Below are 22,027 nucleotides of genomic sequence, written 5' to 3'. Positions count from 1 at the left end.
TGAAATTAACAATGAAATAGAATGCAAAGATATGGAAAAAACTCTTATTAAGTTGAAAAAAATGTAAAAATAATTCGTCAGATTTAAGATTTATTTGAATATGATTGGATGTGTAGTAAACTTACTAGATAAAATGCCATTTCGATTATTCGGACGTTACGAATGATTGGAATAAATCAAATAAAATCATCAAGAATAACTAATAAAAGCTAATGAAATTTCACAAAAACATGCGTATTTTCCTTAATAAAGAGGTACGCATGTTTTTGTGTTTGTGAAAACACGTAAGAAACATTAGATTTCAGTAAGAATATTGATTTTTTATTATTTTTTCATCAAAAAGAAGAAAATTTATGCAACAGTTAAAAACATTTTTACTGAAATTGTGATACAATAAAGAAAAATAAAAAGGGGTATATAATCAAGATGAAAATTACAAATAAAGAATTAGAAATACTACAAATATTGTGGGCTTCGGAAACAGCTTTAAATGCTAAACAAATTAGCGAATTTAAAGAAGGAATGATTATGAGTACGGTTCAAACAACTTTGAGAAAATTACTTCAAAAAGATTTAATTCGTGTGGACGATATTATCTATAGTGGAACCGTTTTATCAAGAACGTTTACACCAACCTTAACACAAGAAGCGTTTATCGCGATGCAATACAAAAACTTATCAATTGCAAACTTTGTTAGTCACTTATTAAAAAATAAAAAGTCAAAAGAAAATGATCAAGAGTTAAAAGAGGTTTACGAATTGTTAAAAGAAAAAACTGAAGGGAAATAATAGGTTTTTTTATTATGTATTTTTCGCTGACTAGTCTCTTAACGTCACTTTTATTTGGAACATTAATTTTAATCGTTCAACGCTTCTTATTAAAAATGACGAATCATAAAAATTTTATTAATTCTAAAATTTTAACTATATTTAACTTTTTGTTTATATTCCGTTTGCTTTTTCCTTTTGAATTTGGGTATACAGTGACGATTCGCTCGAAAGTTATCCTTCCAAAGGTTAAAGATTTACTGAATTTTCATATAATGACATTCTTTAAGTATGAAATGACGGTATTTCATTTATTGCTAACGATTTGGCTAGTAGGTAGTCTTTTTAAACTTTATATTTTAGTTCGAGATTATTTGAAAATTAAGCAGTTAGTTCGAATTACACCTGATTATCAAATGGAATCTTATGGACAAGATCATTCCGGTTATTCGGTCAAAGTTGTGGAATCGTTGGAATCACCCGTTGTGATTGGTTTACGAAAGCCAGTGGTTTTATTACCAAAAATTGATTTTTCGAAAAAAGAATTAACTTATATTTTGACGCATGAAGCGTTACATATATCAAATTTCGATTTATTTGTTAAATATTTTTACGAATTCATCATTGTTATTTATTGGTGGAATCCGCTAATGTATTTATTCAGAGAGCAGATGGACAATGTGATTGAGCTAAAAACAGACGAGCAGTTAATCGCATCGTTGACACATGATGAGAGGCTTGAGTATGCTCAAACACTTGTCAAAGTACGTGAAAATCAAATAAAGAATCGGGACTTAGGTAGCTTTGCAGTCTCATTTTCTTATGGTACAAACAATCAATTATTATTCCGAACAAAATATATTTTAGAAGAGAATCGTCGAAAGTACTCATGGCCGACACTTTTAATCTTGGGGATATTGGGTATATTTTTAAGTACGTCTATTATTTTTGAACCCTCTCGAATCAAAGAAGAACATATCGGTCAAAGCTTCACGATTACAGAAGATACTAACTATTTGGTTGAGTTACCTGATAATCAATATGAACTTTATATGGATGGTCAGTTTCTTGTAGTTATTACGCAAGAACAATTAGAACGAAATGAAGATTTTCAGAAATTACCAATTTACCAAAAGGGGCATAAATAAATGAAAAAAATGATCGCAGTGCTTATTTTTTATTGTGGATTTATGCTTTCTATGAATCCTATTACCGTTTATGCGACAGAGGAATTGGATAATCAAGCTGAAAATACTAACCAGCCCTATGCAGATGACATTGGTTGGCGCTATCAAATGATTGATGGAAAACTGTATAAACGCCAATATAATTATACAAAAGAACAATGGATTGGTAAGTGGGTACTTGCTTAATAAGCAATCTAGTGAATCATAAAAGGAGGGAACATCAACATGGTAAGCATGACAAAAATAACAGCAACTGAAAATTTTCAACGTGGTTATGTTAGCTTTAGTCACGCGCTGATTTTTGCAAAAGCCGTTCAAGGGAGAAGTCTACCCAAAAATAGCTCAATTATACAAAAATCAATGACCATTCCAGATGTTTAAGGCTCTTTTGTCTTTAAATATAAAGAGAATAATAACAAAGGTCATGGGTTTTCCATGGCCTTTTTGTGTACAAACTTTGAGTGGTCTCAAAGGAGAATAAAAAATGAATATTCAAATGAATAAAATAACGAAAAATTTCAGTGGAACACCACTGTTTGAAGATCTAACGATGACTGTTGGTCCTGCAGAGAAAATAGGTCTTGTTGGTCAAAATGGGACAGGAAAAACGACATTATTCCAAATTATTTTAGGGGAAGAAGGCATTGATCAAGGACAGCTTTCTAAGCGTAAAGGCTTAAAAATTGGTTGGATTGCACAAAAATTAGAAAAATCAGAGCTGCCTGTCTTTGATTACTTGATTCAAAGTTTTACAGAAATTGAAGCGATTCAACAGCAATTAAGAATTTATGAAACTAAAATGACCGATCCACTTGAAAACTTGGACCGTCTGATGCGTTTGTACGGTGATTTGCAACAGAAATTCGAAGCAGTCGGTGGTTATGAAATAGAGGATCGTTTAGCAGGGATTCTAAAGGGATTAGGATTGGAGCAACACCAACAAACGTTATTAACGGATTTAAGTGGCGGTGAACGAGTCCGGGTGGAGTTAGCCAAAATTTTAGTTCAAGAAAGCGACGTCTTATTATTGGATGAACCGACTAACCATCTAGATTTAGCAGGTATTCAGTGGTTAGAGAATTATTTGAAATTAACCAAAAAAGCATACATCGTTATTTCTCATGATCGTGCATTTTTAGATCAAGTAACACAACGAATTATCGAAATCGAGGATGGACAACTTGTGGAATATCCTGGAAATTATAGTCGTTATATTGCTTTGAAACGGGAACGAGACCAATTATTAGCCAAGAATTTTGAGTTGCAACAAAAAGAAATTCAACGATTAAAACGGATGATCCATCGCTATCGCCAATGGGGGAACGAAGGGGATAATGAGGCGTTTTTTAAAAAGGCGAAAGAAATTGAACGCCGTTTAGAAAAATTAACTCTAGTTAAGGCACCGATTATTCCTAAAAAACGGATTAGTGGCTTTGAACAAGCCAGTCGTTCGGGCAATGAAGTTGTGATTGCCCAAGACATCGGCCAATTGATGGGTGAAAAACTACTATTTAGTGAAAGCTCTTTTGAAATTTATCGTGGGGAACGCTTAGCGATCACAGGTGATAATGGTAGTGGGAAATCAACTTTGATAAAATTGATTTTAGGTGAAATCGATTTAGTTGAAGGTCGAATCAAATTAGGAGCAAGTTTAAAAATAGGTTATTTACCACAGAAACTAATATTCGAACACCCCGAACAACGTCTTTTAACTTATGTTAAAAATTGGATAGTCGATGAACAAAAAGCACGTCAAACTTTGGCTCAATATGGGTTTTTTAAAGAAGATGTTTTAAAACGTGTGCAAGATTTATCTGGTGGGGAGCAAGTTCGTTTGTATTTATTAGGTTTATTTCAAGCCAAAATTAATTTTTTAATTTTGGATGAGCCAACCAACCATCTAGATATTTATATGCGTGAGGAAATCGAAAGACTATTGGAATCTTTTAGTGGGACCATCTTAGCGGTCACACATGATCGATACTTTTTAGAGAAAAATTTTGATTCCAAACTGCTGATTGCAGATAAAAGGATTCAAAAAATAAAATAACGATAAGCCCCATTCAGCCTAATCTGTGACACTAGGAGGATGGGACTTTTTATGCTTTGATTCGTAGCGATATCTTAAGTTAAGCTTCTAGGACGGCATTGGTTGGGTTTTGAAATATTTTTGAGTCACTATTGAAATCATTCCTTCTTTTCCTAATTATGTTTATAATGAAAGGTAGAAAGAAGGTGGACCGATGGAAACAAGAACAATCTTATTAGTCGAGGATGAAGCCAGTTTGGCAAGTTTTATCCAAACGGAACTTCAATTTGAAGGTTATCAAGTGATTTGGGCGAAGGATGGTCAAGAGGCGCTCGAACAATTTCAAAGCCAGGGTATTGATTTGATTTTACTTGATTGGATGTTACCTAAATATGATGGGATTACGGTTGCGCGACGCATTCGCCGGACAAGTGAAGTGCCAATTATTATGATGACTGCTCGTAATGAGACGACGGATATTGTTACAGGATTGGATACAGGCTTAGATGATTACATCACTAAACCTTTTGAAATTGAGGAGCTCTTTGCAAGAATTCGAGTCATTGAACGGCGCTTAGAAAAAAAGAGGGAGCAAGTATCTGTTACATTTTTAGATTTGCAATTAGATGTAGCGAAACATCAAGTCCAAGTGGGGGAAGAAGAAATCTATTTAACACCGAAAGAATTTGGCGTGCTACACGAATTAATCAAAACACCCAAAGAGGTAAAGACGAGGGATGAAATCTTGAATAGCGTTTGGGGTTATGAATTTATGGGCGAAACGAATGTCGTGGATGTTTACGTTCGAACTTTACGAAATAAACTAGGCGAGGCTGGAAAGTACATCCAAACAATACGCGGTGTGGGCTATGTTTTGAGGGATGCGAATGAAAAATAAAAAGAACAATGCCCAGTATCAATTAACAAACCGGTTTGTCAAAATATTGCTACTGTTATTAATCGTAATCAATCTAGCTTTTATTGGCATTTCATTGATTTCTTCCTATCGGTATTTAAACAATCAGGCGGCTGAAATTATGAATACTTTACAAGAAGTGCCGCAAGATACGAGTGAATGGACAACACTTGTGAATGCTACGACAGCTAAAGATGATGAAGATGCCGTCCGTATTTTACTGGAAAATGGACCGATGTATTATTCAAAAGAGGGCAAAGTGATTTTTGATAAACTTGCTCAAGGTAGAGCGCTCTTATTATTTCCGGGGATTATTTTAAGTGAGAATAAAATTTATTTGTATCAAAAGCAAGAACAAGCCGGAAGAACGGTCGAGTTAGCCGTTCACGGTACACAAATTGTTGAGTTAATGGTTCGGATGTTTTTGATTAGTTTACTATTAAATGTCTTGGCGATTATAATTGGCAGTCTGGTGATTTATTTGTTTGTTGGAAAGTGGAGTAGAACGTTGCATCAAATGACGAAAGAAATGACCGAAATTGAAACAGATGAAAAGCAAGAGCGGCACCTCAGTGTACCGAGCTCACCCAATGAATTTCGCCAAGTTGCGACCTCGTTCAATCAATTACTCGACACCCAGCGTGGCGCGATCAAACGGGAAAGCCAATTTGTCGCTGATGCTTCGCATGAACTACGGACGCCATTAACGGCGATTCGTGGTCACGTTCAACTAATTAAACGTCGTGGAAGTCAACATCCAGAAGTAATTGGATCTTCGATTGATTTTATTGATAAGGAGTCAAAACGGCTAGAAGTTTTAACGAATCAATTGCTGGCACTCGGTCGTCCAACGATGGATAAGCCACTTTCACTTATTTCACTTTCTAAAGTGATTCAGCAAACTGCCGAAGAATTTCGGCGAACATGTAAACAAGAAGTGACTCTATCGATCGAACCAGAAATTCAAATGCATGTCGATGAATTGGAAATCCAACAAGTTTGTCAAAATCTATTCGAAAATGCGGCAAAATATAGCCATGCAAGCGATACAATCATAATCACATTAGGAAAAGTAGAAGAGAAAATTTGTTTGTGCGTAGCCGACACGGGACTTGGAATCCCTGATGATATGAAAGAGCGGATTTTTGAACGTTTTTATCGGATTGATCACTCACGTTCGAGTCAAGTTGAAGGTTCAGGAATTGGTCTATCGATCGTTCAATCAATTGTCGAAAAATATCATGGTGCTATTCAAGTAAGGGATAATCAGCCGACAGGAAGCATTTTTAAAATTGAATTTCCGTTAAGATGAAGAAATCTTCATCTTTCTTTTATTTAAATCGATTTATTCAAGTAGCGAAACAGGATAAACTAAATGTGTAAAGAGGAGGAGAAAGATTATGAAAAAAATAATTTTATCAGTAGGCACGTTAAGTTTAGGGCTGTTACTTGCGGCATGTGGACAAAATCCGATTCAACCATCCAGTCAAACACCTGAACAATCAACTCAAGTAGAGAACAGTCAAACAACAGATGCGATGAATGCGACAAAGGATACGGATGACGCTGAGGATTCAACACCAATTTCAACAAATCAAACATCACAACAAAAACCAAGTGTCTCAGTAACCGAAGCGATTGAGGTTTTCCAAAAAGAGTTTCCAGATACAGACATTACTTCGATAGATTTGGATACGTCATTTGGGAACTTCTTTTATAAAATCGAGGGCGTAAACGATCTTAAAGAATATGAAATAAAAGTCGATGCAGCTACAAAAGGAATTCGTGAAAGAGAAGAAGATGATTTAGATGCTGATGAGAAAAATGGTGTCAAACGTCAGGAAGAAAAACTAGACTTATCCAAGTTACTAACGGTGGATGAAGTAACAAAAATTGCCATAGAACAAACACAAGGTGGTCAAGCAACCGATTGGGATTTAGACCGAGAAGGTGCAGTCACTTATTGGGAAGTCGATGTTGAAAATGGTAAACAAGAAGCAACGGTCAAAATTCATGCACAAACAGGTGAAGTCTTAGAAGTTGAGTTAGACGACTAAGCAATAACTTTTGAGAACGTTCAATTGAATATTTTTTCTAAGCATAGAGAATAAATAACTAAAAAATAGTCATTTCCCAAATGGAGAAATGACTGTTTTTTTTGTTTATTCTAACACTAACACATCATCTTTTAAGATGAATGGATTTTTAGCATTAATGTGATCGTAAAACATAATTCCATTGAGGTGATCCATTTCGTGTTGGACAACAATCGCTGGGTAATTTTTAAAACGAACTTTCTTGGTTTCGCCTAGCGCATTTGTATACGTTAAAGTAATCCGTGCAGAACGAACCACATAACCGGGTACGTTACGATCGACCGAAAGGCAACCTTCTCCATCGCCCAGACAAGCTTGTTGTACGGAATGGCTAACAATTTTAGGGTTATACATCACATCTTGCAGAATCGGTTCAGGATTTTCAGGATCATTACTTGGAATAAGTACGGCAATAATTCGTTTTGAAATATCCAATTGTGGTGCTGCAAGTCCAACGCCACCACGTAAATCAAGTTCTTCTGCTTTAATTGGATCTTGGCTATTTACTAAGAATTCCATCATTTCTTGGCCTAATTGGATGTCTTCGTCACTTAAAGGAATAGAGACTTCTTTTGCGGTTGCACGTAAAGTTGGATGGCCTTCACGAATAATATCTTCCATTTTAATCAATTAAAAGATTCCTCCTACATAATCAAAATCAGTCGTTAACAAGACGACATATCACTGGATAGTTTACCACAAAATCACTAATTATGGATAAATAGAAAATTGAAAATTTAAAAAACAGCTAAGAAAAAAATAAAATTCATGTTTCTTTCCGTAAATTCACAAAATTTTCAAAACTTTTTTCTTGAATTTTTAATCAAAAGAGTTTAATATGACATAGTGTCATATGACAGTGTGTCATAAAAAGAGAGGAGGGCGTTGTGTGATGCCAACAGAAACGTTTTTTAATTTGCCTAAAGAAAAACAAAAACGAATCCTAGATGCGGCCGCACAAGAATTTTCCAGAGTTGGATTAAACGAAGCCTCAATTGCTAAGGTAATTAAAGAAGCAGCGATATCTCGCGGAAGTTTCTATCAGTATTTTACAGATAAAGAGGATTTATATTATTTTTATTTTCGAACGCTTCGTAGTGACAACCATCGTTACTTAATTCAAGCAATTGCCGAGCGTGAAGGTGATTTATTTGCCGGTATGGAAGATTATTTTTTTCGTTTAATACCTGAGATATTTACTGGAGGAAACCAACAATTTTATCGACATCTCTTTATGAACATGGATGCTCATGGTTTTCAACGTGTGATTCCTTATTTAGAAAAAAAAGTTGATCATGCACATTTTCATCAAAAGGAACACATGAAAAGAAATCAAGAGGATTTGATGCGTGTAGTTAATATGGATTTGTTAGATGTTAACGATCAAGACGAATTACAAGTTTTGTTTAAGATGTTGATGCATACCGTTTTTTCAACAATTCAAGAAGGCTATCGCTATCAGAAACTCTATCCAAATGAAGGCCAAGAGCGGATGGAAAAGAATTTTATGACAAAAATAAAATGGCTAAAAAATGGTGCAAGAAAGGAACAAAAGTATGATTAAATTAGTAAAAAGAGTCTCAATCACTTCAGCAATCATGGCTGTCGTTTTCATGGTTGTTCAAGTCATTTCAGACTTATATCTTCCTACGTTAACATCGAATATTATTAACGATGGGGTGGCTAAAGGGGATATCGATTATATATGGAGTACCGGCTTCGTCATGCTTGGTTTTTCTTTAATCAGTATTGTAGCAGCCATCGGAAATACTTATTTTGCAACAAAGGAATCTCAAAAATTAGGGCAACGTTTAAGAAGTGAAGTTTATCAAAAAGTCGAGAAATCATCGATTAAAACATTTGATAAATATGGAACGGCTTCGTTAATTACCCGTACAACGAATGATATTAACCAAGTAGCTCTAGTAACACAAATGGTTTTACGGATGATGATTAATGCACCAATTACCTTATTAGGTGCCAGTTTCTTAGCATATCAAAAAGATGCTGAGTTAACGCGTGTCTTCTTAGTGGTTATACCTGTGATGATTATAGTCATCGGTGGGATTATGTTTTCTGCAGTGCCACTTTTCAAAAGCATGCAAGAAAAAACGGATCGCTTAAATTTAGTTTTCCGTGAAAATTTAACCGGTGTACGTGTTGTGCGTGCTTTCAATAAAAATAAATATGAAGAAAGACGCTTTGATGATGCCAACTTAGATTTTACAACAACCGCAATTAAAGTAAACACAATCGTTTCATCAATGATGCCTCTTATGACGCTGATTATGAGTGGAACAACCATCGCGATTACTTGGTTTGGGGCACAATATATTTCTGAAATGCAATTGGAAGTCGGAAACTTAATTGCTTTTATCACGTATGCAATGCAAATTTTATTTAGTTTTATGATGTTAGCGATGTTGTTTGTGATGGTTCCAAGAGGAGAAGCTTCAGCGAAACGTATTAATGAAGTACTGGAAGAAGAAGATTATATTCTAGATCCAATCAGTCCAGAAACGATAACAACAAAAGGTTCAGACGCGGAACTTTCATTTAAAAACGTCGACTACCGTTATGCAGGAGCTGAAAATCGGACATTAGAAAATGTCAATTTCCATGTTACATCTGGTCAAACGGTCGCAATTATCGGAGGAACAGGTTCGGGTAAAACGACTTTAGTTAATTTAATTCCTCGTTTATATGATATTGAAGCGGGTGAAATTGCGATTAATGGTCATAATATTTCTGAAGTTACGCAAAAGAATTTACGTGAAGTGATTGGGTTCGTTCCGCAAAAAGCGGTCTTATTCACAGGTACGATTCGTGAAAATATGCAATACGGTAATAAAGAAGCAACCGATGAAGAAATTTGGCAAGCACTGACCACTGCTCAAGCCCGTGATTTTGTAGAATCGTTACCTGAAGGTCTAGATAGTTGGGTTGAACAAGGGGGAGGTAACTTCTCCGGTGGACAAAAACAACGCCTAGCGATTGCGCGTGCTTTAGTTAAAAAAGCAGATATTTTTGTCTTTGATGATTCTTTTTCAGCACTTGACTTTAAAACCGATGCAAACTTAAGAAAAGCCTTAAAAGAAGACTTAACTCAAGGAATTTTAGTTATTGTGGCACAACGTGTAAGTACGGTGATGGATGCCGATACGATTTTAGTCCTTGATGAAGGAAAAGTTGTTGGGCAAGGAACGCATCAAGAATTATTGTCAACAAATGAAACATATCGAGAAATCGTTGTATCACAGTTGAGAGAGGAGGACTTGGCATGAGTCAAAAAGTAGAAAAGAAACCTCAAGGTAATGGCCCAATGGGAGGACCTAGGCCAGGTCATGGTGTTGGTATGAAAGGCGAGAAGCCTAAAAACTTTTGGCCAACCACCAAGCGCTTGTTCCGTTACATGTCAAAACGTTTAGTAGCGATTAGTTTAGTATTTATTTTAGCAATTGCCGCTGTTATCTTTCAAATTCGTACACCACGAATTTTAGGGGAAGCGACTACTGAAATTTTTAAAGGCGTGATGAAAGGCGTCGAACAAATGAAGTTGGGGGAACAGTTAACCGCCTTTCCAATCGACTTTGATAAAATTGCTCAGATTCTGATGATTGTAGCGGGGATGTATATTCTTTCAGCAATCTTCAACTTCGGTCAACAATTTATTATGACCCGTGTATCACAAAGAACGGTTTATGAATTACGTCAAGAATTAGACCAAAAAATGAAACGTTTGCCCATTTCGTATTACGATACGCACTCAAATGGGGATATCATGTCACGTGCGATTAATGACATGGATAATATTGCTAGTACTTTGCAACAAAACTTAACGCAATTTGTGACAAGCACCGTGACTTTCATTGGTGTACTGTGGATGATGTTCACTATTAGCTGGCAATTGACGTTAGTGGCGTTAATTACGGTACCATTAAGCTTAGTGGTCGTGATGTTAATTGCACCTAAGTCACAAAAATATTTTGCCAATCAACAAAAGAGTCTCGGTTTATTAAATAACCAAGTTGAAGAAACATATGGTGGCCATACAGTGGTTAAAACATTTAATCATGAGGAAGCCGATCAAGCAGCCTTTGAAATAGAAAATGAAAAACTATACCAAGCAGGTTGGAAAGCTCAATTTATTTCAGCGATGATTATGCCTTTGATGAACTTCATTAAAAACTTAGGTTACGTCTTTATTGCCGTACTAGGTGGGGTTCGTGTAGCAAATGGTCAAATGCCTTTAGGGGATGTCCAAGCTTTCTTACAATATACAAATCAATTTTCACAACCAATTACACAAATGGCAAGTTTAATTAATACGATTCAATCAACGGTTGCTTCAGCAGAACGTGTCTTTGAAATTTTAGATGAAGAAGAAATGCAAGATACACCATCAGGAGTACCAGCCATTGCTGATTCACCATATAAAGTTTCTTTTGAAAATGTTCAATTTGGTTATTCAGAAGATAATTTGTTAATGACGGATTTTAGTTTAGATGTGAAGCCTGGTGAAATGGTTGCCGTCGTAGGACCAACAGGAGCGGGTAAAACAACGTTAATTAATTTATTGGAACGTTTTTATGATATTTCAGGTGGAAGCATTCGCTATGACGGAAAAGATACTCGTGATATGAAACATGAAGAGCTACGCGAGAACTTTTCAATGGTTCTTCAAGATACGTGGTTATTTACGGGAACTATTTATGACAATATTTTATACGGAAATGAGAATGCGACAAAAGAAAAAGTCATCGAGGCAGCGAAAGCAGCCCATGTAGATGAGTTTGTTCGTAAATTACCAGAAGGCTATGATACTATCTTAAATGAAGATGCAAGTAACATTTCCCAAGGACAACGCCAATTGATTACGATTGCCCGTGCTTTCCTTGCAGATCCTGATGTTTTAATTTTAGATGAAGCAACATCAAGTGTGGATACTCGTACAGAATACTTAATCCAACGCGCGATGGAACGTTTGTTAGAAAAACGTACAAGCTTTGTTGTCGCACACCGTCTATCAACGATACGTGATGCAAACAATATCATCGTGATGAACCAAGGATCAATCGTTGAGACCGGAAATCACGAAACCTTAATGGCTAAAAACGGTTTCTACGCCGACCTATACAACAGTCAATTCTCAGAAGAAGTCGCGTAATAAAAGGTTGTTAAATGAGTGTCTAGCGACAAGAGATAAGAGGGCATGATAAAAAATCGCTTTTTGATTTTGTTCTTGTGACCACTTATCTCCGTGGTCGCTACTTATTTAGCACCGTCCAATTAAGGTTGTTATTGAAGCGTTTAGTGACAAGTCACAAGTAAAGAATTTTTTGAAAGTGTTTTTTACTTTCAAAAAGGATTCTGGCTTGTGACCGAGTCATTGCTTCAATCACACTGATTAGCTAAAAGGTTACAAAAAAAGCGTTCAGCTCCGAAAAATAAGCAAAAACCTGGAAAGAAAGTGTGCTTTTTACTTTTTTCCAGGTGGGCTTATTTGTGAATCTCAACCAAAAAGACTAGACTTGAAAATGTTGTCTAACATTTCAAATCTAGTCTTTTATTATTTCTTTGTCTGATTATTTTGGAATAACGAGTTTTTTCAATGGTTCTACGCCAAAGTATGAGGATTGATACAATAAAATTTCGGCACAAGTACGACTATCTTCTAATGCATCATGATGGTTTTCTAAAGTAATATTTAAGTTATCACAAACCGTATTCAAACGATGGTTTTGCATTTCTGGAAATAATTTTCGACTGGTACGAACCGTACACAAAGATAAGTAATTCGGTTGGGCTAAGTTGTAATAATCCAAGCATCCAGCTAAAACTTTCATATCAAAGGCTGCGTTATGTGCGACAATTAAACGATTTTCTTGAAAATAAGTTTGAATTTTTTGCCAAACTTCAGGGAATTTAGGCGCGTCACGCACATCTTCTGGGTGAATGCCATGGACTTGGATATTACGCCAAAAAAATTCTGTTTCTGGTTGGATTAAAGTATAGTATTCCCCAACAATTTTTCCATGTTGCACCATAACTAAGGCCACGGAACAGGCACTGTGGGGTAAATGATTCGCGGTTTCGAAGTCGATTGCGATGAAATTCAAGTTAAAGCGCCTCCTTATTTCTCAGCTGTACTTTATCATAAATTAACGAAAATAACAAAAAAACACACACAGTTTAACAAAGTTTCAAAAATTTATGAATACTTCTAAATTCGCATGGTTGCACAATTTTTTTTACAAAAGCATAATTCCAGTCTCGTTTTTAAATAATTTCATTTAACGTTTGTTGATGCTCTTTATTTTTTCTTGAGCGTGGTATAATAAACGTACTACGCTTTGGAGGAAAGAAATACATGACATTATCCTTACAACAAGTGACAGGTGGTTACGGTCATATCCCTGTCTTAAAAGAAGTCAGCTTTGAGGTCAATGACAATGAATTGGTCGGACTGATTGGCTTAAATGGTGCTGGAAAAAGCACGACAATCAAAGAAATTATGGGGTTATTACAACCGCAATCAGGAACGATTACGTTAGATGGCTTAAAACTAAGTCAAGATCCGGAAAAGTACCGTAAAAAAATTGGCTACATCCCAGAAACCCCCGTGTTATACGAAGAATTGACACTGAAAGAACATATCGAAATTACCGCAATGGCTTATGATATTCCACAAGAAATTGCACATGAACGTGCCAAAAAATTATTAGCGACCTTTCGTTTAGAAAATCGTATTGAGTGGTTTCCGGCGAATTTTTCTAAGGGAATGAAACAAAAGGTTATGATTTTATGTGCTCTTTTAATTGAACCAAGTTTATTAATTGTTGATGAACCATTTTTAGGGCTCGATCCATTAGCGATTCATTCGCTCTTGCAGCTATTTGATGAGATGAAAGCCACGGGAGTCTCGATTTTAATGTCGACACACGTTTTAGCGACAGCTGAAAAACATTGCGACCGTTTTGTAATTTTGCATGAAGGAAAAGTCCGTGCGCAAGGAACACTTGAAGAATTGCAGCAAGCCTTTGATTTACCACACGCTTCTTTAGATGAAATTTATTTAGCGTTGACGAAGGAGGCATAACGAGCAATGGATGTTTTTTTTCAACAACGAGTGCGCCAACATCAAAAGAAAATTCAACGTTATTTACGCTATGTTTTTAACGATCATTTTGCACTAACGATGACTTTTTTAGTGGGAGGACTTGGGCTTTATTATTCAAATGTGCTTAAAACGTTGCCCTCACCTTTTCCACTAGGTAATTTTTTACTGATTGCTTTTTGGTTAATAACGTTACAGACTGGTCGCTTTGCAAGTTTAACACAGCTACCAGACCAAGTGTTTTTATTACCAAAAGAAAAACAAATGCGGAGATATTTAGAGAAAGCATTGAACTACAGCTTGTATTTTCCACTAGGAGTCCTCTTTTTGACCACGGCGATGTCGATGCCGCTAGTCGTTGTTACAACGGGGACAGCGACTTTTTCTCAAACACTTTTATTTATTGGAACAATTTGGGGATTAAAATACAGTCATTTAATCATTCAACGAGTGGGATTTTTTCAAGAAATGGCACAGCAAAAGAAAATTGCTTATGGTTTTTGGTTGGGGATTAGTACCGTGATTTTAGCGCTCGGTCTGTGGCTAACACCATGGCTAGCTCTGATTTTATCTATTTTACAAGTATTTTTCTTTTATCAGTGGCTGTGGTTAAAAATGGACGCTTCAATTGATTGGGAAAAATTACTACATAGTGAGCAAACACGCTTGCGTCGTTTGTATCAATTTATTAATTTATTTACGGATGTTCCTGAAGTCCAAGGTCAAGTTAAACGTCGGGCTTATTTAGATGGACTCTTCTCAAAAATTAAATTTCAACAGTCAAATACTGCGTTGTATTTATTTAGTCGCCATTTTATTCGTGGAACAGAGTACAGTGGCTTGTATGCCCGCTTGACGCTATTAGGTAGTTTAATTTTATTTTTTGTGAATGATTTTTATTTTACTTTGGGAATAGGCAGTTTGTTTCTTTATTTAATCGGCTTCCAGTTGTTGCCTTTAGCTCAACGCTTTCGCTATGTAACAAGTTTCCAATTGTATCCAATCAAACAGGAGCAAACGAAAGTAGCGCTTCAACAGTTAATTGCTGTTTTATTGTTAATCACGGCGACATTATTTAGTGTGATGGCCTTGATCTCCTTATCCAATCTTGTTCAAGGGCTGTTCGTTAGTCTAGGTTATTTTACGGTGGCGCTTTTATTTACCTTTGTTTATTTACCAATTCGTTTGAAAATGAAAAAACGCTAAATTTTTGTTGAAAGCGAACATACATGTGCTTGACTAAGCCTGTGTAGGGCGCTAGAATGGGTATTACTGTTTAAAAATTAAAGGGGGGAATAAAGATGGATCTACGGTTAGATAGCGAATGGAAAATTCGACCAATTAAGGGCGATACTGGCAAGACGTACCTTGGATTAAAAGCCGAAGAAAAAGTCTTTATTAAACGCAATACAACCCCAATGTTAGCTGCCTTATCAAAAGAAGGGATTACGCCAAAATTAGTTTGGACGAAACGAACGGGCGATGGTGATGTCTTATCTGCTCAGGAGTGGTTAGAAGGACGAATTTTAAGCCCAGAAGAGATTGGCGAGCGGAACGATGTGATTGATGTTTTATACCATTTGCATCATTCCTATTCTTTAAAAAATATGTTAGAAAAAATGGGCGGTCAGACGTCGACACCACAAAAAATGTTACAAGAATATGCACAAGACTTACCAAAGATGTTAGATGAAAATCAATTTCTAGTCTTAGTGAAACAATATTTAGAAAATCATGTACCAACATTTCATGTCAAAGATAAAACGGTGATTCATGGTGATGTCAATTGTCGTAATTGGCTCGTTTGCAATCACTATTTATATCTAGTCGATTGGGACTCTGTGATGTTCGGTGATCCATTTGTTGATATTGGCTCGATTTTGGGACATTATGTACCAACTGCTAGCTGGAGTCAGTGGTTAATCAGTTATGGAATTCACCCAAGTGGTGAAACGTTAGAAAAAACTTACTGGTATGCATTACTAAGTATGCTACAAGAAATTAAAAAGTACTATTATAAAGGTCAATTTCAAAAAATGAATCAAGAAATTTTACAATTAAAACGAATTTATGTTTAAAAGAAAAAGCTGTGGGCCATCAATTCACAGCCCTTTTCATGGAAAGGAAAACAAATGAGAGTTAGAAAACGTAATGGAGCAGAAGAACTAATTGCAAATCATCCGCAATATGTTGTTGATGAACCGCAAAAATGGAAAGGTCGTTGGGCGGAACGCTTTGGTAACGAGAATCCAATTCATACTGAAATTGGTATGGGAAAAGGCCAATTTATTTTCGGTATGGCAAAAGCAAATCCAGAAATAAACTATATTGGGATTGATATTCAATTGAGTGTCGTTTCATATGCATTGGATAAATTAATTGCAGAAGAAGTGCCGAATTTACAATTGTTACGCGTAGATGGATCGGATTTAACTAATTATTTTGCTGACAGTGAAGTCGATCAAATTTATTTGAACTTCTCTGATCCGTGGCCAAAAACAAGACATGAAAAACGCCGCTTAACGTATAAGACATTCTTAGCTGTTGATGAAGCGATTTTGCGACCAGCCGGTGAAATTCATTTCAAAACTGATAATCAAGGTTTATTTGAATACTCACTAGCTAGTTTTTCGCAATACGGTTTAATCTTGCAACAAGTTTGGTTAGACTTACATAAGAGTAATTACGAAGGAAATATCATGACGGAGTACGAAGAAAAATTTGCCTCAAAAGGGCAACCAATCTATCGTGTCGAAGCGAAATTTCCAGATAAAACGAAAAAATAATATATAAAATTTTAGAGCTTCTTCTATTCAAAATAGAGGGGGTTTTTTTGTTTTTTCGGAAATTTTGTAAACGCTATCTTTATTGATAAAGATAAGTTGATAGAGTAAAAAAGAAGGCAGTCTTGGAATTGGTGAAGTTCGTATAAATCTGATAATATTGAAAACAAAGGGAGGTTATTGAAGGGAGGAACCAGATGAAAATTAGTGAATTTATTCATCCAATTGAGCAATTTGCAAAGTTAGGAAGCGTTCATAGCGTGTTTCCTTATTCATTTAACTTACAAGTAGGAAAACTGCTAATCAATGTTTCAAGTTTTTTTGAATATTTGGTAAGTTACGGTTTGTATTTACCCCAAAATATTTTTGAAGAAGTTCACCGTATGTACAACGCGGTGATTTTGTCAAAGTTAGCGATAAAGAATTTGTTTCTATAGCCAAAAGAACATTTACCATCTACCGTTAACTGGAATTGAAACATGTTCATTAGACGTCCGTCAGTTATCATTAAAAGAAAATGGCTTACTTTTTACTTAAAAGAGTTTTAAAAAATACAAAGCTCAAAGAAAAAACCGATCTACCGCTTGACGGCAGGATATTTGAAATCTTTGAAAAATGCAACATACTAGTCTAGATTGGTCAGGAGTGGTCCATTATCTCGTGGGTTTAGAAAGTAGTGGGAGACCAAGCGGCGATGAAGCAGATAATATGAATATTGAATACTTGTGTAAAAAAACATTGCAGAAGGTTATCAAGGGCGTGTTTCAGTGGGACATTTGACCGCGCTACATGCTTTGCCTAAAGAAGAACTAGATCCCATCATTGCTTTAATGGCAGAAGCAAAAATTAATGTGATGGCCTTACCGGCTACGGATTTACATTTAGGGCACGTAATGATGAGTACAATGTTCGTCGAGCGGTGACACCAATCCGTAAATTACGCGACGGAGGTGTGAATGTTTGTATTGCAACAAATAATATTTGCAATGCCTTTACGCCATATGGTAATGGGGATATCTTACAAACGGCGATGCTTGCGATACCAGTCGCACATTTAGGTGGTGCCGATGACTTACCAACAGTTTTACCAATGATTACTGAAAATCCCGCTAAGGCGTTACGCTTAGAAGGATACGGAATCGCAGAAGGCAACAAAGCAGACTTAGTCGTCTTAGATACAAAACACGTACACGATGCCATTATTGACATCCCAACACGCCTATACGTCATCAAAAACGGAAAAATCACCGTAGAAACAACCAAAACAACCAAAGTATATTAAGAGGCTATAAATTAATCGTTAAGCTACGATAAATAAGCAAAGATCTGGAAAAAAATGGCTTTTTCATTTTTTCCAGATTGGCTTATTTCTGAGTAGCTGATTAAATTATGCCGTTTCAAATAAGAGGCTATTCTTGAAGCGGTTAATGACGAGTAATAAGCAAGGAAACGTTTGAAAGTGTCTTTTACTTTCAAAAAGATTCCAGCTTATTACCGAGACATTGCTTCAAAAATGCCGTTTCAATAAGAGGCTATAAATTAATCGTTTAGCTACGATAAATAAGCAAAAATCTGGAAAGAAATGGCTTTTTCATTTTTTCCAGATTGGCTTATTTCTGAGTAGCTGATTAAATTATGCCGTTTCAAGTAAGAGGCTATTCTTGAAGCGGTTAATGACGAGTAATAAGCAAGGAAACGTTTGAAAGTGTCTTTTACTTTCAAAAAGATTCCAGCTTATTACCGAGACATTGCTTCAAAAATGCCGTTTCAATAAGAGGCTATTCTTGAAGCGGTTAATGACGAGTAATAAGCAAGGAAACGTTTGAAAGTGTCTTTTACTTTCAAAAAGATTCCAGCTTATTACCGAGACATTGCTTCAAAAATGCCGTTTCGCTAAGAGGCTATAAAAAGTGCCCAGGTGCAAGAGATAAGAGAGCCTTAGAAAAAATCGTTTTTTGATTTGTTCTGAGGCTACTTATCTCCGCAGTACCTACTTTTTTATGCCGTTTCAATAAGAGGCTATAAACCAATCGTTAAGCTACGATAAATAAGCAAAGATCTGGAAAAAAATGGCTTTTTTATTTTTCTGCAAATTATAGTAAAAGCAACTATATCTATTCTGAATGTCAAATGACAGTAGGAAAATATGCGTTGCTTTTTTTTGTTATGGAATGTGATATAAATCGCATTATGGCAAGGGGATAAGGCAGGCTATTTAGTTTTTTATGTATAAAAAATTGCATTAACTTTTATATAATGATATGTTTTAATAAATGTATCATTAATAGAATAGGAGGTAATGGTAATGGCAATGGCAGAATTTGTATTGATTTTTAATTGGGTTGTTATACTCTTCAAGTTTTTGGCGGTTGTATTGTTTTTCAAGTATTGTCAGAAGATTCTCCGAGTACTTGAAGAAATTAGGGATAAACAATAATTCATCAATTGAAAGCGTTATATATGTGTGCCTGGAATTTACTCAAATCTATCGTAGGTTTTAGAAAGAATTTTTTTATGAGGAAAAGAATTAATTTGTGTCTATTGTCATTTACTATTAAACTAGCACTCTAAATAAAAGTCTGGAGGTTAAGACCTGTGGGCTTTTTTAGCACGAATACGAATCGAATAACAGAGTTTACTTGTATCCATCTTTGATTATTAGTGCTGAAATAACCTATTCTTGTATTTCTCCTTTACTCCTAAATCCATCCTAAGGACCATAGACAGGTACTTCAATTAACGTTACACTTAAAATAGTTCATAAATCAAAGAAATGAGGGAGTACATGATTGAATTTAAAGGGGTTACGAAAAAATATGGTAAGAAAGTTGCACTTGATAATTTGAATTTAACAATTAAAACAGGGGAGATTTTTGGCTTTTTAGGTCATAACGGTGCAGGAAAATCAACGACAATTAAGAGTTTAGTCTCTGTGCTTGATCCAACGAGTGGTCAAATTATCGTTGACGGGCAAGAGTTGAGTGCGAATCGTCTAGCGATTAAGCAACGCATTGGCTATGTTCCCGACACGCCCGATTTATTTTTACAATTGTCAGCTGCTGAGTATTGGGACTTGATTGCAGCGGCATATGAAATGAGCAAGGAAAAGAAAGAGGCCCGGATCCAAGAATTAGCGAATCTATTTGATATGTTCAGCCATCAAGATGAAGCAATTGGCAGCTTTTCTCATGGGATGCGTCAAAAAACGATTTTAATCGGAGCGCTTTTACCAGATCCAGATATTTGGGTGTTAGACGAACCAATGACAGGCCTTGATCCGCAAGCGGCTTTTGATTTAAAAGAAATGATGAAACAACATGCCGCTCGCGGTAATACCGTGATATTTTCAACCCATGTTTTAGATACGGCTCAACAACTATGCGATGAATTGGCGATTTTGAAAAAAGGCGAATTGATTTATCAGGGAAATACCGATGATTTATTAGCGCAATCACCAGGCGAGTCATTGGAGTCCATTTATTTAAAAATGGCGGGTCGTCAAAGTGCTGCGGGAGATAGTTTAAATGGTGAGGCGCATGAATAAACAAAAACTGTCCGCTTTGTTACGGACGTCGTTACTGTACACGAATCCTCAATACACCGATCAAGCGCGTCGCAAAGGGAAATCGGGTAAAAAATTAACCCAGGCGATAGTGATGCAATACGTTTTGCTAGCAGCCATTTTTACGGGCGTTTATGGTGCGATTTTATTTGTAATTGATTTTTCGAAAATGCCGGGCTATTTTACTTTATACATTGCTTTATTTGGCTTACTAGCCATGTCACAGGGGATTTCAGTCATCTATAATGTCTTCTTTGAAAGCAAAGATTTAGAAGCCTATCTCCCGCTACCTTTTCGACAATCGGAAATATTCCTATCGAAAATTTTAGCAGTGACATTGACGGTGGTACCCTATATTTTACCGTTATTTGTCTTGTTTAGTTTAACTGCGTGGCAGGCAGGAAATTGGGTGTTTTTAGCTGTTATTTTAGGTTTCTTGGCGTTCCTTTTAATTTTGGGGACAATGCTATTTATTTGTTCATTAATCGTCTTAGCGTTAACGCGGACAAAAGTTTTTCAAAAACATAAAAAATTAATGACGACTGGTTTGATGTTGTTCTCAACCGTTTTGGCTGTCGCGGGTATTTTGTTTATGCAATTATCAGAGAATAATGTTGGAAATGACAGTCAAATTTTAGATCGAACAGCGATGCTCCCGTTGTTACCAATCCATTGGGCAATAACAGCACCTTTGACGGGTAAGGGATTGCTTGGTTGGGGATTATTAATTGGTCTTTTTGTGATTTTAGCTTTATGTATTAAAGTTTTCTTTTTACCTCGTTTATACGAACAATTGATGACCGTGTCGACTGCTGAAACATTCAAAAAAAGAAAACGAAAAAATGGTCAAACAACACAACAATTATTACGTTCTTATAATTGGCAATTAATTAAAGAACCGAATATTGCGATGCAAGTTCTGTCAAGTACAGCAGTTATTCCGATTATTATGCTTTTTTCTTTTGGGAGTGTGATCAATCAATTGGCAAGCGAAGGCTTACCGAATCGTTTAGTCGGGGTCGTCTTTGTAGTCGGAATGTTTATCGCATATATGTCATGTAATCAAACGTCATTTGTTGCTAATCTAATCTCTTTAGACCGTGAAAATTACGACTTTATTCGTACATTACCATTTTCTAGAAAAGCCTACTTAAAAGAAAAATTTCGAATTGGCTTTTTAATTCAAGTGATAATTACGGTAGGGACAATTGTTGTTGCTAGTATTTTCTTAAAATTGTCACCTTTATTGCTAGTTGCTGGAATTTTAGGTGCGGTGCTTGGGAGTTTCGTGATGAGTACAATCTACTTTGCCCGAGATTATCGTTTATTACTGACAAACTGGACAAGTATCAACCAACTTTTTCAACGTGGTGGTGGTACGATTCTAATGGGCATCTTCATTATGGTCGGGATGTTTGTCGGGGCATTAGTAGTCGCAGGGTATGCATTTGCTACCTTTACCTTACCATTTATGCCTTTAACACCAGTAGTTATTGGTAGTCTATTGCTCATTTGTGGTGCGATTCTTTATTTTTACAAACGACGGTTTTGGGATCGTTTAGAGTAAGA

The 22,027-nt window shown here is 35.9% G+C and carries 21 protein-coding genes and 1 pseudogene; 20 read left to right on the top strand and 2 right to left on the bottom strand.

Annotation, left to right across the window (positions count from 1 at the left end):
- Positions 1-426: 426 nt before the first annotated feature.
- The 8 genes from ACFO3L_RS01720 to ACFO3L_RS01685 all read left to right on the top strand — a co-directional run bounded on the left by ACFO3L_RS01720 (position 427) and on the right by ACFO3L_RS01685 (position 6,957).
- The gene (locus tag ACFO3L_RS01720; RefSeq protein ID WP_379963221.1) at positions 427-789 is read left to right on the top strand and encodes a BlaI/MecI/CopY family transcriptional regulator; all 363 of its coding nucleotides are present in this window, start codon (positions 427-429) and stop codon (positions 787-789) included.
- A gap of 254 nt (positions 790-1,043) precedes the next feature.
- A complete protein-coding gene (locus ACFO3L_RS01715) occupies positions 1,044-1,916 on the top strand; it encodes a M56 family metallopeptidase (RefSeq protein ID WP_379963219.1) in 873 nt (290 codons plus the stop codon).
- Complete coding sequence (locus ACFO3L_RS01710) at positions 1,917-2,141, top strand: hypothetical protein (protein WP_379963217.1); 225 nt, start codon at positions 1,917-1,919, stop codon at positions 2,139-2,141.
- Between the two features lie 39 nt (positions 2,142-2,180).
- The gene (locus tag ACFO3L_RS01705) at positions 2,181-2,336 is read left to right on the top strand and encodes a hypothetical protein (protein WP_379963215.1); all 156 of its coding nucleotides are present in this window, start codon (positions 2,181-2,183) and stop codon (positions 2,334-2,336) included.
- 103 nt (positions 2,337-2,439) lie between these two features.
- Positions 2,440-4,005, top strand: a complete 1,566-nt coding sequence (gene abc-f / locus ACFO3L_RS01700) for a ribosomal protection-like ABC-F family protein (protein WP_379963213.1) — start codon at positions 2,440-2,442, stop codon at positions 4,003-4,005.
- 193 nt (positions 4,006-4,198) lie between these two features.
- Positions 4,199-4,882 carry a response regulator gene (locus tag ACFO3L_RS01695; protein ID WP_379963211.1) on the top strand — a complete coding sequence of 228 codons (684 nt, stop codon included), beginning with the start codon at positions 4,199-4,201 and terminating at the stop codon, positions 4,880-4,882.
- Positions 4,872-6,212, top strand: coding sequence for a sensor histidine kinase (locus ACFO3L_RS01690; RefSeq protein WP_379963209.1), 1,341 nt, complete (start codon positions 4,872-4,874; stop codon positions 6,210-6,212). The genes ACFO3L_RS01695 and ACFO3L_RS01690 overlap by 11 nt, the downstream gene beginning before the upstream one ends.
- 88 nt (positions 6,213-6,300) lie before the next feature.
- Entirely contained in the window at positions 6,301-6,957 is a 657-nt protein-coding gene (locus tag ACFO3L_RS01685) for a PepSY domain-containing protein (RefSeq protein WP_379963207.1), read from the top strand.
- Between the two features lie 105 nt (positions 6,958-7,062).
- Here the strand turns inward: ACFO3L_RS01685 and def are convergent, their stop codons facing one another.
- Positions 7,063-7,626, bottom strand: coding sequence for a peptide deformylase (def, locus tag ACFO3L_RS01680; RefSeq protein WP_379963205.1), 564 nt, complete (start codon positions 7,624-7,626; stop codon positions 7,063-7,065).
- Positions 7,627-7,888: 262 nt separating this feature from the next.
- On the opposite strand from def, the gene ACFO3L_RS01675 reads away from it, so the two are divergent.
- From ACFO3L_RS01675 to ACFO3L_RS01665, 3 genes are read left to right on the top strand one after another with little or no spacing between them, the layout of a single operon-like run.
- Positions 7,889-8,560, top strand: coding sequence for a TetR/AcrR family transcriptional regulator (locus ACFO3L_RS01675; protein ID WP_379963253.1), 672 nt, complete (start codon positions 7,889-7,891; stop codon positions 8,558-8,560).
- A complete protein-coding gene (locus tag ACFO3L_RS01670; RefSeq protein WP_379963203.1) occupies positions 8,553-10,280 on the top strand; it encodes an ABC transporter ATP-binding protein in 1,728 nt (575 codons plus the stop codon). Before ACFO3L_RS01675 ends, ACFO3L_RS01670 begins: the two co-directional genes overlap by 8 nt.
- Complete coding sequence (locus ACFO3L_RS01665; protein WP_379963201.1) at positions 10,277-12,163, top strand: ABC transporter ATP-binding protein; 1,887 nt, start codon at positions 10,277-10,279, stop codon at positions 12,161-12,163. Before ACFO3L_RS01670 ends, ACFO3L_RS01665 begins: the two co-directional genes overlap by 4 nt.
- Positions 12,164-12,581: 418 nt before the next feature.
- On the opposite strand, the gene ACFO3L_RS01660 is transcribed toward ACFO3L_RS01665, so the two are convergent.
- Entirely contained in the window at positions 12,582-13,115 is a 534-nt protein-coding gene (locus ACFO3L_RS01660) for a 3'-5' exonuclease (protein ID WP_379963199.1), read from the bottom strand.
- A 251-nt stretch (positions 13,116-13,366) separates the two neighbouring features.
- On the opposite strand from ACFO3L_RS01660, the gene ACFO3L_RS01655 reads away from it, so the two are divergent.
- The 9 genes and pseudogenes from ACFO3L_RS01655 (at position 13,367) to ACFO3L_RS01615 (ending at position 22,025) form a co-directional block, all read left to right on the top strand.
- The gene (locus ACFO3L_RS01655) at positions 13,367-14,095 is read left to right on the top strand and encodes an ABC transporter ATP-binding protein (protein WP_379963197.1); all 729 of its coding nucleotides are present in this window, start codon (positions 13,367-13,369) and stop codon (positions 14,093-14,095) included.
- 6 nt (positions 14,096-14,101) lie between these two features.
- Positions 14,102-15,319, top strand: a complete 1,218-nt coding sequence (locus tag ACFO3L_RS01650; protein ID WP_379963195.1) for an ABC transporter permease — start codon at positions 14,102-14,104, stop codon at positions 15,317-15,319.
- 95 nt (positions 15,320-15,414) lie between these two features.
- Entirely contained in the window at positions 15,415-16,191 is a 777-nt protein-coding gene (locus ACFO3L_RS01645; RefSeq protein WP_379963193.1) for a phosphotransferase family protein, read from the top strand.
- Between the two features lie 54 nt (positions 16,192-16,245).
- Positions 16,246-16,899, top strand: coding sequence for a tRNA (guanosine(46)-N7)-methyltransferase TrmB (gene trmB, locus ACFO3L_RS01640; protein ID WP_379963191.1), 654 nt, complete (start codon positions 16,246-16,248; stop codon positions 16,897-16,899).
- Between the two features lie 194 nt (positions 16,900-17,093).
- Positions 17,094-17,333, top strand: a complete 240-nt coding sequence (locus tag ACFO3L_RS01635; RefSeq protein ID WP_379963189.1) for a hypothetical protein — start codon at positions 17,094-17,096, stop codon at positions 17,331-17,333.
- 256 nt (positions 17,334-17,589) lie between these two features.
- Positions 17,590-18,178, top strand: a pseudogene (locus ACFO3L_RS01630) (amidohydrolase family protein); the annotation flags it as partial.
- Positions 18,179-19,201: 1,023 nt separating this feature from the next.
- The gene (locus tag ACFO3L_RS01625; protein ID WP_379963187.1) at positions 19,202-19,333 is read left to right on the top strand and encodes a hypothetical protein; all 132 of its coding nucleotides are present in this window, start codon (positions 19,202-19,204) and stop codon (positions 19,331-19,333) included.
- 348 nt (positions 19,334-19,681) lie between these two features.
- The gene (locus tag ACFO3L_RS01620) at positions 19,682-20,440 is read left to right on the top strand and encodes an ABC transporter ATP-binding protein (RefSeq protein WP_379963185.1); all 759 of its coding nucleotides are present in this window, start codon (positions 19,682-19,684) and stop codon (positions 20,438-20,440) included.
- A complete protein-coding gene (locus ACFO3L_RS01615; RefSeq protein WP_379963183.1) occupies positions 20,433-22,025 on the top strand; it encodes a putative ABC transporter permease subunit in 1,593 nt (530 codons plus the stop codon). The genes ACFO3L_RS01620 and ACFO3L_RS01615 overlap by 8 nt, the downstream gene beginning before the upstream one ends.
- The last annotated feature ends 2 nt before the right edge of the window (positions 22,026-22,027 follow it).

Source organism: Enterococcus eurekensis, assembly GCF_042654605.1.
Lineage (GTDB): Bacteria > Bacillota > Bacilli > Lactobacillales > Enterococcaceae > Enterococcus_I > Enterococcus_I eurekensis.
This window is presented reverse-complemented; position numbering and strand designations above follow the sequence as displayed.

What these genes read in the sequence shown, in the direction of transcription:
- ACFO3L_RS01720 (WP_379963221.1), top strand. Translation starts at nt 427, where the DNA reads ATGAAAATTACAAATAAAGAATTAGAAATACTACAAATATTGTGGGCT.
- ACFO3L_RS01715 (WP_379963219.1), top strand. Translation starts at nt 1,044, where the DNA reads ATGACATTCTTTAAGTATGAAATGACGGTATTTCATTTATTGCTAACG.
- ACFO3L_RS01710 (WP_379963217.1), top strand. Translation starts at nt 1,917, where the DNA reads ATGAAAAAAATGATCGCAGTGCTTATTTTTTATTGTGGATTTATGCTT.
- ACFO3L_RS01705 (WP_379963215.1), top strand. Translation starts at nt 2,181, where the DNA reads ATGGTAAGCATGACAAAAATAACAGCAACTGAAAATTTTCAACGTGGT.
- abc-f (WP_379963213.1), top strand. Translation starts at nt 2,440, where the DNA reads ATGAATATTCAAATGAATAAAATAACGAAAAATTTCAGTGGAACACCA.
- ACFO3L_RS01695 (WP_379963211.1), top strand. Translation starts at nt 4,199, where the DNA reads ATGGAAACAAGAACAATCTTATTAGTCGAGGATGAAGCCAGTTTGGCA.
- ACFO3L_RS01690 (WP_379963209.1), top strand. Translation starts at nt 4,872, where the DNA reads ATGAAAAATAAAAAGAACAATGCCCAGTATCAATTAACAAACCGGTTT.
- ACFO3L_RS01685 (WP_379963207.1), top strand. Translation starts at nt 6,301, where the DNA reads ATGAAAAAAATAATTTTATCAGTAGGCACGTTAAGTTTAGGGCTGTTA.
- ACFO3L_RS01675 (WP_379963253.1), top strand. Translation starts at nt 7,889, where the DNA reads ATGCCAACAGAAACGTTTTTTAATTTGCCTAAAGAAAAACAAAAACGA.
- ACFO3L_RS01670 (WP_379963203.1), top strand. Translation starts at nt 8,553, where the DNA reads ATGATTAAATTAGTAAAAAGAGTCTCAATCACTTCAGCAATCATGGCT.
- ACFO3L_RS01665 (WP_379963201.1), top strand. Translation starts at nt 10,277, where the DNA reads ATGAGTCAAAAAGTAGAAAAGAAACCTCAAGGTAATGGCCCAATGGGA.
- ACFO3L_RS01655 (WP_379963197.1), top strand. Translation starts at nt 13,367, where the DNA reads ATGACATTATCCTTACAACAAGTGACAGGTGGTTACGGTCATATCCCT.
- ACFO3L_RS01650 (WP_379963195.1), top strand. Translation starts at nt 14,102, where the DNA reads ATGGATGTTTTTTTTCAACAACGAGTGCGCCAACATCAAAAGAAAATT.
- ACFO3L_RS01645 (WP_379963193.1), top strand. Translation starts at nt 15,415, where the DNA reads ATGGATCTACGGTTAGATAGCGAATGGAAAATTCGACCAATTAAGGGC.
- trmB (WP_379963191.1), top strand. Translation starts at nt 16,246, where the DNA reads ATGAGAGTTAGAAAACGTAATGGAGCAGAAGAACTAATTGCAAATCAT.
- ACFO3L_RS01635 (WP_379963189.1), top strand. Translation starts at nt 17,094, where the DNA reads ATGAAAATTAGTGAATTTATTCATCCAATTGAGCAATTTGCAAAGTTA.
- ACFO3L_RS01625 (WP_379963187.1), top strand. Translation starts at nt 19,202, where the DNA reads ATGGCAATGGCAGAATTTGTATTGATTTTTAATTGGGTTGTTATACTC.
- ACFO3L_RS01620 (WP_379963185.1), top strand. Translation starts at nt 19,682, where the DNA reads ATGATTGAATTTAAAGGGGTTACGAAAAAATATGGTAAGAAAGTTGCA.
- ACFO3L_RS01615 (WP_379963183.1), top strand. Translation starts at nt 20,433, where the DNA reads ATGAATAAACAAAAACTGTCCGCTTTGTTACGGACGTCGTTACTGTAC.